The organism is Bacillus sp. ISL-57 (genome assembly GCF_018613135.1).
GTDB lineage: Bacteria > Bacillota > Bacilli > Bacillales > DSM-1321 > Peribacillus > Peribacillus frigoritolerans.
The window spans coordinates 18694-34176 of the sequence record NZ_JAGGQV010000006.1; the positions used below are offsets into that span (position 1 = coordinate 18694).

Genomic DNA, 15483 nt, shown 5'->3' on the forward strand with positions numbered 1-15483 from the left:
GGGTGCGTTGGTTCAAGACCAGGGCTGTCTTTAAGGCAGCTTTTTCTTTATGCAACTAAAGGGTCAGGATAGTTGAAGAGTGCTGTTAGACCTCTGTTGAACAATTGGACCAGATAATTGAGCAATAAAAAAAGTTAATTAAATTGTCTTTCAAACTCTATCACTCTTACAGAGATTTCATAAATTCTAACATTGTGTTTTGAAACTTATGTTACTTTATTAATGGAGGTGACATTTATGAAAAACAAACCAATCTATGTGGAGATTCCAATTCAGGCAACTATAGACGAGGTATGGCGTATGACTCAAAAGCCTGAACTACATGAACAATGGGATTTGCGTTTTTCTTCTATTACCTATTTACCGAAAAAATCAGAAGATGATCCGCAATCCTTTTTATATGAAACGAATTTTGGATATTATGTAAAGGTCGCTGGCTGGGGTAAAAGTATCGGTACGCATAATAAGAAGGATGGTTCAAAAACATCTTCTCTTCACTTTGGTACCGATCAAAGAATTTCGCCCATTTGTGAAGGAAAAGGATATTGGCAATATATACCGACAGATAACGGAACCACATTTCTCACCCAATATGACTATGATGTACGTTATGGTTTATTTGGACGGTTGTTAGACCTCTTTTTTCGGCCAATCATGGGGTGGGCAACAGCTCTAAGCTTTGATGTGCTAAAACGCTGGATTGAAAAGGGGGAATCGCCACGATCACAGTATGTACGTTTCATTATTAACGCTATAGTAACAATGCTCTTTTTCTTTGTTTGGCTTTATCATGGGTTAATACCGAAGATGATTGCCAAACATCCTGAGGAAGTATCGATGCTATCTAGTTTAACTTCCTTGGAGGGGACTGCTGCTATAAAGGGGGTAGGGATAATAGGCGTTCTAGAGATTTTATTTGCAGTGGTGTGGCTTCTTTATCGGAAGAAAAGACATTTACTTGTTCTGCAGATGATTGCTTTTCCGATATTAACCATCAGTGCCTTGATCGCTAGTCCTTCATTCTCATTACACCCGTTTAACCCTATTACATTTAATGCTAGTCTGTGGGTCCTTTCCATTATTAGCTTCTTACTCGCAACTGATTTGCCATCGGCGACAAGTTGCAAGCGTACGAGAAAGGGTGAATCATAATGACAATCTACCAAGACCTTTTAGGTGAGGATTTTCAAAGACTTCATCCTAAGCTACAAGAGCGTTATGCCCTGCCAATTGATAAACCGTTTAATGGGGTCGGAAAGATGTCAAAGATTGAAACGGGGGCTTTCTGGCTAAAACCCTTTTTAAAATTAGCAACACGCTGGAAATTTCTTTTTCCCGAAAACGGGAAGGATGTGCTGTTTTCAATCAAAAATACCTGTAGATCATTGCCGACTGGTGCGGCAGAAATATATTGGGAGCGTTCTTTTTATTTTGAAGAGATTACTCGGCATTTTAATGCATTTATGACGGTAGATACGAAGCGTGGAGTTGTGAAGGATTATTTAGGGGAGCCGAGCTTATTTTATTCGGATTTAAAGTTTGTGGTGACACCTGAAGGGCGCATAAACATTCGCTCTGGGCCTCAACGTATCATTATAGGAAATCTAGAGTTCCCGATTATTCGGTTATTAGAAGGAGTTGTGAACGTTGAGGAAGGGTACGATGATGCCCGAGAAGTATTTACGATTCAAGTCGATATACGAAACCGAATCGTAGGAAGGTTGATGGCTTATGAAGGCGAATTTAAGGAGCAGACTGTTTAGTTCAATCACCATTGCAGGTGTGTTCCTTTTCATAGCAAGCAGCATTTTGACATCTGAACCCTATTTGTTAATGCTGTCAGCTGCACAGTTGATTTTCGTGCCACTTATGCTCCAGCTACTATTAGAAACAAAGAGGAAACATATTATTTTCAATTGGATTGCTATGCTCTCCATCTTTTTATTGCAAGTTGTCCCATCAAGTACAGGAAAGATGGTACTCGCTTTCATTTATATGATTTTAACCTTTTTTGTGGCGTGTTATGGGCTAAAGCGTTTTTTTCGGCGTGGTTTTACAAACTGGGCAGAAATATCGATTGATATCGGGATGATGTATTTATTTGTAGGCGGACTATGGTTCTTTGCTTATATTGCGGGAATTGATACAGGTTTTAGTCCACTAATCACTTGGTTAACAGCTATTCATTTTCATTACTCTGCCTTCTTATTGCCCATATCTCTTGGATTTTTTGGACGCTTACACGATTCAACATGGTATCGATTAATTGTGCCTATTATTTTAGCAGGTCCCATGCTCGTCGCCATTGGCATTTCATTTTCGCCATTACTAGAATTCATCTCTGTATTGCTATACATATTTGCCATTTACACCTTAATCGTACTTGCATACCGAACACGCTTCCTTTCACACTTGCAGACGATATTGATACGGCTATCATTCAGTGCACTAGGCATCACAATCTTATTTTCATTGCTTTATGCGACAAATAATTCGTTTGGACTTTGGTTTGTTAGTATTGATTTTATGCTAGAATTTCATGGCTTATTTAACTGTTTGATTTTTGGCATGTTAGGCGTACTCGGTTGGGTGCTTGTGCCTCCTAAAACGAAGCAGGATGTCTGGAATTTCCCAGTGAGCCAAATTCGAGGTGCGTTAAAAGGAGCAGGTAAGCAACACCCAGGACTAGTGGATGAACTAAGTGATTTTGTTGATGTCAAAACTTTACCAAAAACAATCGTCCATTTTTATGAGAACACAGATCAGTATCGGTTATTTGCTTCTGTAAAATGGGCAACTTGGTTTATACCGTTTGCGGTGTGCTATAAATTGATAAGTACAAAACTACAGCAATTGAACTTACCCATCTCAAGTAAACGTACTGAAATGACATATAAAATACGTGCTGTTGATCAAACGGTAGATGGGAGGGAAAATCCACGCGCATGGATTCGCCAGGTGAAGGGGAATACCGTATTTATGGCCATTTATTCTCAGCATAAAACGGAGGGCAGGACGTATATGAATATAGCACTTCCTCTTCCCTATTCGTCAATGATTGGTATTTTACAGCTTGACGCTATCGATGGATCACTTATTCTTTCGAGCGATGGAGAAAGTGACTCTGGTATTTATTTAGCAGCTGGCAAAGCGCTTTTCAAGCTTCCGTTATCTGAGCACTTTTTAATTAATGAAACAATTGCAGGAATACTCACAGCACATCATAAAATGAGGATTTTTGGAATTCCTTTCTTACATATTGATTACACCATTAATCAAAAATGATGATGTAGGTTATTAATGCTTTTTTGGAGGGATTTAAAGACGTGAAATTTAATAATTAGATGAATTAAAGAATAGTTTTTTCTAATTATTTATACAAGAATTGATACGACTTATTCCATTAAAGGGAACGATTCTTTAATAAGGATCGCTTTTCTTAATGAACTAAAGGGGCAGCATTCCTGTAATAACTGAAAATGAGGTTTGAACGAAAAAAGACCTCTTGATAAGATGAATGTGTCCTGAGCTGGCCAGCTAAAAAGGACAAAAACATCTATCGGAGGCCTCACAATGAATTATAACCAAAATCATAAAATCACTCAAATTACTTCTGAAACCTTAATTGTCGGAGTTGACATCGCCAAGCACAATCATGTCGCGAGAGCACAAGATTTTAGAGGATTGGAACTGGGTAAAACGTGTTTCTTTGAAAATACGAAAGCAGGATTTCATTCGTTTCTAGATTGGATTAACCAACTTGTTAAAGAGTTCAAGCTAAATCAAGTGATTGTAGGCATGGAGCCAACTGGTCATTACTGGTTAAATCTAGCTCATCTTCTAAAAGAGAATAATATTAAGTTCGTATCTGTCAATCCACTACATGTTAAACGAAGTAAAGAATTAGACGATAATTCACCTACAAAAAATGACGTGAAAGATGCAAAAGTCATCGCACAGTTAGTCAAGGACGGAAGATACGCCGAACCAACAATTCCACAAGGAATTTATGCAGAACTCCGAGTGGCCAAAAAACTTCGCGATCTTCTCAACGTTGATTTACAGGTCGTTCAGGGACAAGTTCATAACTGGCTTGATCGTTACTTTCCTGAATTTTTGACGGTGTTCAAAAGTTGGGAAGGCAAGGCAGCTATTCATTTTCTAAAGCTAGAAGCCTTGCCACATGAACTTGTAAATTATACGGATGAAGAGCTCTTACTTTCCTTAAGACAAGTGGTACAACATTATAACTTTCCTCAGATAAACACTCCTTTACTTTGATATTAAATTAAAACGATAGACGTAAAATACGGCTATCGTTTTTTGGAATCAATTATCTTGAAAGAGTTTGAGAGCGTCTTATCTTTGTCGTTATTCTGCTCTTGTTCTTTAATTTTTCTAGCTATTTCTTGAACACACTTCACTGAAAAGACTTTAGTGATTGTACCTTATCGACTTGTTTTTCTTTAGTTAAGTTATTTGCAACTGTTCTCACTTCTTCCATATCAATTTTTACTTTTGGGGTACCATGCCCATCAAGCTAAGAAAATAGGTCCCCCCAAAAAAAACGATAAATTGAGCTTATAAGTTACAGAAAGTCCAAAATTTCATTCTGGGGGTACTACAAAACTTTAACTTGATGGCAATGGGGTAACATCAGGAAAATGAGTATTTACAACGATAATCATTTTGATACAAGTCATATGGAAATTATGAACTTTATTTTGTAGGGATTGGATTGTGTCTAAAAAGGCTCTACACTATTGAGATTGTGAAAGAATGTACTTAAACTAAAGGGCAGTTTAGTTGAAGAACAATAAGTATCAGTTACTACAAGGATCAGAGACGACTATGTTCTTGGGTATTGCCGACTTAATCGTAGGCGAAGGCAACATCCCACACGTAACCCATCCCATTTACGATGAAAGTAGTAAGGAGAGAAGTAGCTGACCATTGGTGTGTACTACGTAAAGTTAAAATTGTGTTGTTTTATCAGCGAGTTTATCCCATACAAAAAGCTCTCAAACGAATATATTAAAATAAGATTAAAATTACTTTTTTAATCTAAAAAATTTTAATAGAAGGGAGTTTTTTTCGGTAATGAAATTACGAAATGACTTTCTCTACATTGGTGACGGCTCAGACAACACCGTGAAGACTTTCGATGCAGAAACGGGGAGGTTTCTTGGCAGTTTTGTTGCATCCGGCAGCAATGGCTTAAGCGGTCCTCGAGGACTGATTTTCGACCATGTGGGTAATCTCCTAGTCACGAACCAAAACGTTGGACAACCTCAGAATGGTGACGTTTTGAAGTATAATGGACAGACCGGTGCGTTTCTGGGGGAACTTGTCAAATCGAATGCACCAGGCGCCCCGTTTGCACCGCGCGGCATCGTTCTGTCGAAGAAAAATGTCCTGTTTGTGGCGGACATGGGTGACGTAGACGTGCCGGGAGAAGTACGGTTGTATAATGGCACCACAGGGGTGTTTCTTGGAAACCTCGACCACTCCGGCTTCACTGGACAGTTCCATCCTCGTGCTTTGGTCATTGGTCCCGACGGCGTGCTGTATGTATCCGTACGCAATCTGCCACAGCCGGAAGGTGGCGCTGTTCTGCGATTTAATCCGAAAACTGGGAAGTTCCTTGGAGTATTCATTGAGAGCAACACTGTTAACGACCTCAACCGTCCAGAAGGCTTAGTCTTCGGTCCCGACGACAACCTCTATATCACCAGTTTCAGAAGGGACGCGAGTGACACGGACAAAATTCTGATTTTCGACGGTGAAACGGGCAAGTTTCTCGACAAGATTAACCTTGATTTCGTCGGGCAGCCACGAGCCTTTGCGCAGGCAATTCTATTTGGTCCTGATGGAAAACTGTTTGTGCCAATTAATGGTGACGGTCCCGACACAGGTTCGGTGCGGCGATACAACCTCCATCATCATCATAAAACGTTCGATGTGTTCGTGCCACCGGCTTCAGCGGGTGGACCGTTAGGGATGCCGTGGTATCTAACATTTGGCAATACAAACCCCGGTACACTAGCTTACCAGCATGACCAGGAAGAGAGCAGTGACCATCATCACCATCATGTTGACGAGAGTAGTTAATATTTGAATATATAAGGAACGAATGTTCTAACATTTAGACCGGTCTTTTTTGGGCAAGGTGTAACCCTTCTGAAAGGTTATATTTACCATTTCTGTGATTTTTTAAACAATATTCCTTATTTAGCTAACGGGTGCTTTAGCTGAAGATCGGAGCTGCCCGTCCTTTAAGGCAGCTTTTTCTTTATGCAACTATCGGGGCAGGTTACTTGAAGAAGAGCTATGTTAAAAGTACAATCACGTTTACTAATTTATGGTAACATTAAATTAATGAATTTTATTAGGAGAGCTAAATTATGGATATTATACTTTCAATTTTTTACGGCTTTGTTGGTTTAGTTATTCTATTTTTTATTGTTCAATATGCCATAAGTATTGGGATTGACAATTCTAAAGAAGTTAAGGCTTTAAGGTCCGAACTTAAAGAAATAAAAAATCAACTCAAAGATTTAGGTGGAAAATAAACACATAAGAATTTTTCTTATTCGTTAGGTGGTAATTGGAGCTGTCTTTAAGGCAGATTTTTTCTTAATGAACTAACGGGGCAGGGTAGTTCATTAAGAAAATAATATACTAAAAGAGCCATTTCGCTAATAAATCCAGTTTAAGCAACTTATTTCACAATAATTACAAATTATAAAACCAAATTCTATCCTTTTAATGTAGAAAAAGGACTGAAGAATAACAAGAATCGACTTCCTTCAGCCCCATTAGTTAATAATATTTATGCTTATTCGAACGTAACATCTTTCTCCTTTTATTTCCTTTTTCTTTCTATTTCTTTTATAAATGATTCTCCTTCAATATCTAAATTTGGTAGTAGTTTATCTAACCACTTTGGCAAGTACCAAGAAGCTTCTCCCATTATGATCATTACTGCTGGTAAAATAGCCATTCTTACTACAAAAGCATCAAATAGAACGCCAAATGTGAGAGAAAAGCCCATTGCTTTAATTATTGGATCTGGAGCTAACATGAATCCAGTAAATACTGAAATCATAATCAACCCAGCAGCTGTTACTACTCCACCACTATCTCTCATTCCTGCTAGAACAGCTTCGCGTGCATCCCCGGTATGTGTAAATACTTCACGCATTCTACTAACTAGAAAGACCTCATAATCCATTGCTAACCCAAATAAAATCCCTATCACAATGACTGGTAAGAAGCTTAATACAGGATTAACAATGGGAAATCCAAATAAATCAATCAAATTTCCATCTTGTATAACAAATACAGTGAATCCTAATGTTGCACCTAATGAAAGTAAAAATCCTAGAACTGCTTTTAATGGAACTAGAATAGACCTGAATACTAGTACTAATAAAATGAATGAAAATCCAATAATTAATAAAGCGAATATTGGCAATGCATCACTCAATTTCTGTGATATATCAATGTTTACCGCCGTAGTACCTGTAACCATTAATTTTAACTGTTCGGATTTTTCCAAGGTCTTTGCCTTTTCTCTAATATCGTCTACAAGATCTTTTGTTTCTGAATCAGATGCTCCTGTCTCTGGAGTTATAGAAATAAGATACCATTCTCCTGAAGGTCCAGAAATTGCTGGACTAACATTTTTTACATTTGATAATCCACTTAACTCTTCTATAGTATCACTTAATGCTACTTGTGGATTGGTTGTTTCGCTTGATGTTTTAGCGGCTACAATTAATGTTGCATGATGGCCTGGGCCATAAGCTTTGCTAAGTAAATCATATGCTTTTCTTTCTGTTGTCTCTTCATTTTTTGAACCGTTATCTGGTAATGCGAGTTCCATATGGGAAATAGGGATAGCAATTATAGAAAGAAGTATAATTCCAATAACTGCTACCCTCCACGGGCGTTTTGCTATAAAATTTCCCCATCTTTCGGAAATGGTCTGTTTTTTATCGCTTTTAATAATTTTACTTAAAAAAGTATTTTTTCTATCTGGTCCCACTTTATGTCCCATCAGACCTAAAAAAGCCGGAACCACAATTATTGCAATAAATATTGCTAATAATACGCATAGAGCAGCAGATAGACCCATCATTGTTAAAAATGGTATTTTTGCAACAGATAAACCTAAGAGCGCAATGATGACTGTTATGCCAGCAAACACTACAGCACTCCCGGCTGTTCCATTTGCAATTGCTACAGACTCTTGGACAGAATATCCTTCTTTTCTTTGGTGTCTAAAACGAGTCATAATAAAGAGAGCATAATCAATGCCTACTGCCAGTCCCAACATTGCTGCTAACGTTATCGAAACAGAGGTAATTTCCAAATAATTTGTTCCAATCACAATTAGTAAAATTCCTATAGCTAGTCCAATAACCGCCGTAATAATTGGCAACCCGGACGCTAAGAAGGAGATAAAAGTAATTGCCAATATAACATAAGCAACAATTACCCCAATTACTTCTGTGATTCCTCCAATTTCCATTTCAGAAAATAAAACATCACCAGCTAATTCTGTTTGAATACCTGCATCACGTGTATTTTCAATGTTTTCAATAATATTTTCCTTTGATTTTTCCGATACCTTGTCTGCTGCTACATTATAAGTAACAATTGCATACCCTATTTTCTTATCTTTACTTAAATTCCCTAACTCTAATGGGCTTGCTACAGAAACAATATGTCCATCTTTTTCTTTTATCACTCTCAATGTATCTGTAATTACTTTATTAATCTCTTCAGAATCTAAGGTTTTATTTTCAGGTGCTTTTAATACTAACTGTACTTGGCCTCCGGTATTAGAGGGAAATTCCTTTTTAATGAGTTGAAGGGCTTTTTCTGATTCTGATCCAGGTATAGACATGTCTTCAGAAAAATTTGGTCCCAGATTCATTGCAATAATTGCTATCGCAAGGAGAACTGTTAATGAGCCTCCAATTATTTTTTTACTATTGTTTGCCGCCCATTCTCCTAATTTATAAAGATACTTTGCCATCAACAGCTTCCTTTCATCCTAATATTACATACAACACATTAAAACAACTAGTTATTATTTAAACGGTAAGTTATTAATTAAACACTTTGTTGATTTAATGGCATGGACATAGTATATTCAAGCTAATTGAAGGTAACAATAAGCAAAATGAAAACACTTGTTATTAAATAGTCATTTATTAATTTTTTGTTCATTTAAAAACATATTGAAGTGATTTGGTTAATAAGTAGGAGGGAAAAACGTGGTTGGTACACCAGGAAACCGAAGAACATTGTATAGTAAAAAGGTAATTATAGAGGCTTTTTTACTGCTCCTACAAGAAAAAAATTTAAATAAAATTACTGTTACGGAAATTTGCAAAGAAGCAGATATTAATCGCGGCACTTTTTATTCTTATTACAATGATCCGTTTGATTTAATGAGAAGTATTGAAGAAGAAATGATAGAGAAAATGATGAGTGCAATTAATAATTCAGGAGAACAAAATATACTAAATGAACTTTTAAATTTGATACTTATTAATAAGGAGCTCTGTAAAATCATTTTTAATGAAAAAAATAGCTCTCATGTACTAAACACAGTTTTGAATTCTGCTCATGATATAACAATTGCAGAAATAAAAAAACAGTTACCAAATGCTAATGAGACTCATTTAGAATATTTTTTCACTTATTCGACAGGAGGGATCATTGAAGTAATTCGAAAATGGATAAATGATGATATGAAAATTCCAACTGAAGAAGTTGTACAAATCTTAGAAAGTATGAACGTCACCTAATTTTATTAAAAAGTAACTTAATATTATGAATAATTGTCCTTAATGGGTACAGAGATTCACTATAAAAAAAGACCATTATCATTGAGTAATTTGCTTAAAATTATGCTAAATGTTTTTACTGATATGTGCAAAGTTAGCAGTACACCAATAAAGTAATAAGGTATACTTCAGTAAAATAAGGTATATTATATTTGTTGAATAGATTCTCTTTAATGACAAGAAAAGTGGGTGAACAAAGTGGGGAAATATCAATTGGATACCAAAGGTAAGGTAGCTGTGACAAAGTTTCATGAAAAACAGAAGCCTGCCAAATTTGATAAAAAGCAGCAACTTGAAAAAATACGTGCGGAGTATTTGAAAAAGAAGCAAAAACAAACAGATAAATAATATGAATGAAAACATAGGAAGACTAAAATCTCCCTATGTTTTTTTTATTCGAAGTTCTTTTTTCAATTGATGATAGAATGTATTATTGCCATGAATTTCAGATTCGGTAACAAAAAACTAGTCATCAGATATCCATTCCTCACTGAAAATTTCAGTAGCAGAATCAATAGACCAGCCGTTATTTTGGATACACCAGTAATCTCCAGCAGAAATTTTTAAAACACTTGGATACTCACTTGGCTTTGGTAGCTGAATAAAAAGATAAGTCTCGTTCTTTTCAGCGAGATACTTTCTCAACACCCCACACTCAAAGAAAATCAGGGAATACGTGCTTTACATAAATAAGGAAGGTTGTAGAAGCAACCTTTTCTTAATGAACTAACGGGTGTGTTAGTTCATTAAGGATCACAAAAATAATCAATCTTTTTTGTAAAATAACCAAGAAGATTAAAAATATATGTTGTTCGAAAAAGGGGAGGATATAGATATTGCCTTCCCCTTTGTGTTTACAGATAAATTTGTATCTCCAAACATTTATAGATTGAATTGGTGCGGTTTGGAGTGGATTAATAACTCTATGTACTCAAATTCATGTCCCCAATGTACTTAGCTTTGTGTCTTCGTACAAGTGACAATTAAAGTAAACACCGTGGGCAGATAGTGGTGGTTAGCCCTAATGCCCATGAGGTCCGTGGCTCTTTAAACAAACATACTGCCACCGTACGAGCATATCGCCAGGCTCGACCAGGCCGCCGATGGGATCTGGCCTGGTCAAGCCTGCTCACTACCCTGTTTTTAGTCCGCCCATTCAACATCGGTCGTGAACACAATTGTTAACCATCTATCAGTACTTTCCTCGCCGATGGCATTACCGATTTCATCACGGATTGCGTCCCAATCTTCAAGGCATTTTGCCGGCCACCCGCCAGGCACAATAAAGTATAGTTCAATTTGCTTTCCCCGACCAACCTTTGCGACGTAAGCTCGGTAAGAAACGAAGCCGTAGCGCTTCACAAAGTCCCGTGCGACCTCGTCCACATGCTGCTTGAGTGATTGAGGGGTGATCAGCAGGACATCCGCCAAGGCCCGCTTTACCGTTGAAATCGGCAGCGGAATAATCACCAAACAGATCAGCACAAGTACTGCAGGATCAATATAGGGTGAAAGCCATTCCAAATTCGTTCCTTCAAAAGCGTATCCGATGCAAAACGCAATCAAGAGCGCAGCGGTGATGCCACCGGTCATCATCCAGGCCTTAGCGTCAAGGGCAACAAAATCCGAGCTAAGTGTCTTGTTTACGCGTGTTTCGAAAATCGCCATAGAACAGCAAGCGATCATCGTCACAACGGCATAGACGATGGCGAATCCGAACTCGAGATTGCGGCCGCCCGTCATAAGACTACCAATTGCATTAATCAAAGCGTAAACGGCCGCCCCCATGAGCATGACACCGTTGAGACCAAGGACGATTGGCTCCAAGTGCCAAAATCCCATTGTGAAGCGTTCACTCAATTTACCATTCTGCCTATTCGGTGCGGTGGACGAGGTAATCAACTTAGAGACAATGAGCGCCAAGACACTCATGATTGCATCGGTCAGAGAATAGAACCCATCAAAGGTGATAGAGAACGACCCTGATAGCAAGCCGAAAATGATCCCAAAGCAAGCAACGAAGATGGTAACGCCAATGGAGACGCGAAGTATTCTTTGTTCGGTATTCAATTTTTTTCCCCCTAGGATTGCAGCTAGAATAGCCATAGTAGCGTTTCCCCTACTGGACTACTTTAAGTGAAAACATCGCCATTATCTGCTCTTTAACATCATAATAATCTCCCAACCTTTCAAGTATCATTTTTGTCTTAAGGTTCAGAGTTTATACACCCTAAAACTTTCGTGTTCTTGACTGGTTTATGGTTTATAAAAATCGATTAGTCTAATTTGCCTAGAACAAGATAATTAAACAACTTAAAACTACTTTAAATATTATAATTTGCAAACATTGATTTAACAGTGATGGCATATACAAATTATTACATAAATGGACATAGAGTTGAAGAGTTGGTTAACTAAAAGGTACATTGTATGCAAAAAGTGCCTTACAGCATTGAGTTAGATGAGCCTATGAAATTAAAAGACGAATTAATAAAAAGGAGTTAAGGTATCATGTATGGAGTCGGATTTAACTCAAGCTCCAGCTCCAATTAAGGATCGTCAAGATTGCAATCTTGAAGTTGGCAATGAAATTAAAATACCTTAATTAAAGCTAAGTTGGCGCGTGTTTCCTCGATTCTTTAGTGAAAAAACTTCATGTTACTATCTGTTCAAATTAGCGGTGATTAATGACAGAGGTTGCTGAGACAGCCTTTTTCTTTTCATATGGCAATAACGGGTCAGGTTAAAACAAGAGTTTGAATCTTTGTGAAAAACTATGTGGGAGTGGATGCAAAGAGTATATTCCGAGTATCAGGTTATTAATTTTATAATCTCCTATGTACAACGTACCTTTTAATCGGAATAAGATGTGACAGGTATGGGGCGCCACCAGAAAGTAGATTGACCATATAGATAATTAATGGCGTTGTTCTGTATAATGCTGGCGGTACATCATGTAGGATATGTACCTGACGCCACTCTTAAATAAAAATAGAACTATATTGTGTAAGTTTTTGAGAGGATAAAATAAAATGTACAAACCTTGTTAAGGAAAAGTGGTGTTTTTTTATAATAGGGGGTTAATCTATGTCTTGTTTAGTTCATTTCAATAGTCGACTACTTAGTTGGAGAATCTGAATTGACTATTCGTAAAAGTACACGTTTATGAACGGGGAGTATAAGGGTTTTATTTCAACGTTCGCTAAAGTCAAATACTTCTAAAACGTTCGACTTTGATTATATTGGCGAAAATCCGGTAGAATTCAAAAAGCTTGCATTATTTATTATCATTATTATAAAATACTTGTATACAAGTGTACTTGAACTCTATAAGAAGGTGAATTTATGGCTGAATCAAAGGAATTTCTTTATCCTGTAAAATGGCTTTCAAAAGCTTCAGCTGGTGATCGCGTTACATCCGAGCTTAGAATGCGTATTATTTCGGGGATGATTGAAAGCGGTGCCATCCTTTCTGAAAACAAATTAGCTGCTGATTTCGGTGTAAGCCGCTCACCCGTTCGTGAAGCGTTAAAAATACTGGCCTCTGAAAATATCATCCGATTAGAAAGAATGGGTGCGGTTGTCATTGGTTTAACAGAAAAAAAGTATGCAGAAATTTATGATGTACGTATTCTCATTGAAACGTTTGTATTTGAACGTCTAGTGAGGATGAACACGAATGAATTAGTAATGGAACTTAGTAAAATATTGGAAATGATGAAGGTGTCCATAAAATACTTGGATGCGGATGAGTTTTCCTATCAGGATGTTCTATTCCACGAAACGATCATTCGCTCCATCGATCATTCCTACATCCTGATGATCTGGGATAATTTAAAACCTGTAATGGAAAGTTTGATTCTTCTATCCATGCGCAGTCGTTTTAAAGAAAAGTATGAAGACTTTACACGGATCATAAATAATCATCAACTTTATATTGATGCGATCAAAACAAAAGATCGAGACATCATGATTAAGTCGTTACATGAAAACTTTGATGATGTTCAAGGAAAAGTTGAAGACTTATGGATGGCTCAACAGATGCTTTCAAAAGGAGTCGAACAAGAAAATGACTAGCTATATGTTAGGAGTAGACATCGGTACAACAAGTACAAAAGCTGTATTATTCACGAAAAAAGGCGATGTCATCCAGCAAGAGAATATTGGCTATCCCCTTTACACACCGGATATGACAACGGCGGAACAAGACCCTGAGGAGATTTTTCAGGCTGTTCTGAAAGCCTTTTCAAATATAACGAAGCAGCATCCAGATAAAAAACCAACATTTATTTCATTTAGCAGTGCGATGCATAGTGTTATAGCTATGGATGAAAATGACCAGCCGCTAACCGCTTGCATCACTTGGGCAGATAATCGCAGTGAAGCTTGGGCCCATAAAATAAAGGATGAATTAGATGGGCATGAAGTTTACAAGCGAACCGGAACACCGATTCACCCGATGTCACCATTATCCAAAATCGCCTGGATCGTGAATGATCGCCCGGAGATCGCAACCAATGTTAAAAAGTATATCGGGATTAAAGAATATATCTTTAAAAAGTTCTTTGGCCAATACGTTGTCGATTATTCCCTTGCTTCAGCCATGGGCATGTTGAATCTCAAAAACTTGGATTGGGATGAGGAAGCCCTAAGAATTGCTGGAGTTACGCGTGATCAATTATCTGAACTCGTACCGACAACAAAGACCTTTAACGACTGTGACGCGGATTTAGCCAAACAGATCGGGATTGACCCACAAACCCCATTTGTCATTGGGGCAAGTGATGGTGTCCTTTCAAATCTAGGTGTAAACGCTATCCGGAAAGGTGAAATCGCTGTCACGATTGGGACAAGCGGTGCGATTCGGACAATTATTGACGAACCGAAAACAGACGAAAAAGGAAGAATCTTTTGCTATGCCTTAACGGAAAAGCATTGGGTGATTGGCGGGCCGGTAAACAATGGCGGGATGGTCCTTCGCTGGATTCGCGATGAATTTGCTTCTTCCGAGGTGGAAACAGCTAAAAGACTCGGAATCGACGCTTATGAAGTCTTGACCAAGATTGCCGAACGGGTAAGACCGGGCGCTGATGGATTGTTATTCCATCCATATCTTGCAGGTGAACGTGCACCATTATGGAATCCGGACGTAAGGGGTTCGTTTTTCGGATTAACGCTGTCGCATAAGAAAGAACATATGATTCGAGCGGCTCTGGAGGGAGTCATTTACAATTTATACACCGTATTTTTGGCCTTAACCGAATGCATGGACGGTCCCGTGACCCGAATTCAAGCTACGGGAGGCTTCGCAAGGTCGGCTGTTTGGCGGCAAATGATGTCCGATATCTTCGAATCGGAAGTCGTGGTTCCAGAAAGCTACGAAAGTTCGTGCCTTGGTGCTTGTATATTAGGGTTATATGCAACTGGGGAAATTGATTCCTTCGAAGTGGTTTCTGAAATGATAGGCAATACCCACAAGCACACACCGAAAGCTGATTCTGTAAATGAATACAGGCAGCTGCTGCCGATTTTCATTAACCTATCAAGGGTATTGGAAAACGAATATACACAGATTGCGAATTATCAAAGAAACTTAATAAATGCTGCAAAGTAAAGACAT

Annotated in this window: 12 protein-coding genes and 1 pseudogene; 10 read left to right on the forward strand and 3 right to left on the reverse strand. The window is 37.9% G+C overall.

The window, feature by feature from the left end; genetic code table 11:
• Window positions 1-237 precede the first annotated feature (237 nt).
• From J7I90_RS11070 to J7I90_RS11095, 6 genes and pseudogenes are all read left to right on the forward strand, one after another.
• Complete coding sequence (locus J7I90_RS11070) at window positions 238-1152, forward strand: DoxX-like family protein (protein ID WP_214771537.1); 915 nt, start codon at window positions 238-240, stop codon at window positions 1150-1152.
• Window positions 1152-1763, forward strand: a complete 612-nt coding sequence (locus J7I90_RS11075) for a DUF4166 domain-containing protein (protein ID WP_214771539.1) — start codon at window positions 1152-1154, stop codon at window positions 1761-1763. The genes J7I90_RS11070 and J7I90_RS11075 overlap by 1 nt, the downstream gene beginning before the upstream one ends.
• Window positions 1732-3285: a YndJ family protein gene (locus J7I90_RS11080; RefSeq protein WP_214771541.1), complete on the forward strand. Its 1554-nt coding sequence runs from the start codon at window positions 1732-1734 to the stop codon at window positions 3283-3285. The genes J7I90_RS11075 and J7I90_RS11080 overlap by 32 nt, the downstream gene beginning before the upstream one ends.
• Window positions 3286-3573: 288 nt before the next feature.
• Window positions 3574-4242: pseudogene (locus J7I90_RS11085) on the forward strand (IS110 family transposase); the annotation flags it as partial.
• 858 nt (window positions 4243-5100) lie between these two features.
• The gene (locus J7I90_RS11090; protein WP_214771543.1) at window positions 5101-6111 is read left to right on the forward strand and encodes a Vgb family protein; all 1011 of its coding nucleotides are present in this window, start codon (window positions 5101-5103) and stop codon (window positions 6109-6111) included.
• Window positions 6112-6404: 293 nt separating this feature from the next.
• Window positions 6405-6572 (forward strand): hypothetical protein, encoded by a 168-nt coding sequence (locus tag J7I90_RS11095; protein ID WP_214771545.1) that lies wholly within the window; start codon window positions 6405-6407, stop codon window positions 6570-6572.
• A gap of 293 nt (window positions 6573-6865) precedes the next feature.
• Here the strand turns inward: J7I90_RS11095 and J7I90_RS11100 are convergent, their stop codons facing one another.
• Window positions 6866-9046, reverse strand: coding sequence for an MMPL family transporter (locus J7I90_RS11100; RefSeq protein ID WP_214771547.1), 2181 nt, complete (start codon window positions 9044-9046; stop codon window positions 6866-6868).
• Between the two features lie 241 nt (window positions 9047-9287).
• Between J7I90_RS11100 and J7I90_RS11105 the strand changes: the two genes are divergently transcribed.
• A complete protein-coding gene (locus tag J7I90_RS11105) occupies window positions 9288-9824 on the forward strand; it encodes a TetR/AcrR family transcriptional regulator (protein ID WP_214771549.1) in 537 nt (178 codons plus the stop codon).
• Window positions 9825-10076: 252 nt separating this feature from the next.
• Window positions 10077-10211, forward strand: a complete 135-nt coding sequence (locus J7I90_RS27775; RefSeq protein WP_285289427.1) for a hypothetical protein — start codon at window positions 10077-10079, stop codon at window positions 10209-10211.
• A 117-nt stretch (window positions 10212-10328) separates the two neighbouring features.
• Here J7I90_RS27775 and J7I90_RS11110 read toward each other — a convergent pair whose 3' ends face one another.
• Together J7I90_RS11110 and J7I90_RS11115 are read right to left on the reverse strand one after the other, a co-directional pair.
• Window positions 10329-10508 carry a hypothetical protein gene (locus tag J7I90_RS11110; RefSeq protein ID WP_214771552.1) on the reverse strand — a complete coding sequence of 60 codons (180 nt, stop codon included), beginning with the start codon at window positions 10506-10508 and terminating at the stop codon, window positions 10329-10331.
• A gap of 498 nt (window positions 10509-11006) precedes the next feature.
• Window positions 11007-11933, reverse strand: a complete 927-nt coding sequence (locus J7I90_RS11115) for a cation diffusion facilitator family transporter (RefSeq protein ID WP_214771555.1) — start codon at window positions 11931-11933, stop codon at window positions 11007-11009.
• A 1275-nt stretch (window positions 11934-13208) separates the two neighbouring features.
• On the opposite strand from J7I90_RS11115, the gene J7I90_RS11120 reads away from it, so the two are divergent.
• Both J7I90_RS11120 and gntK read left to right on the forward strand, forming a co-directional pair.
• Complete coding sequence (locus J7I90_RS11120; RefSeq protein ID WP_048687535.1) at window positions 13209-13940, forward strand: GntR family transcriptional regulator; 732 nt, start codon at window positions 13209-13211, stop codon at window positions 13938-13940.
• On the forward strand, window positions 13933-15477 hold the full coding sequence (gene gntK / locus J7I90_RS11125; RefSeq protein ID WP_214771557.1) for a gluconokinase: 1545 nt from the start codon (window positions 13933-13935) through the stop codon (window positions 15475-15477). The genes J7I90_RS11120 and gntK overlap by 8 nt, the downstream gene beginning before the upstream one ends.
• The last annotated feature ends 6 nt before the right edge of the window (window positions 15478-15483 follow it).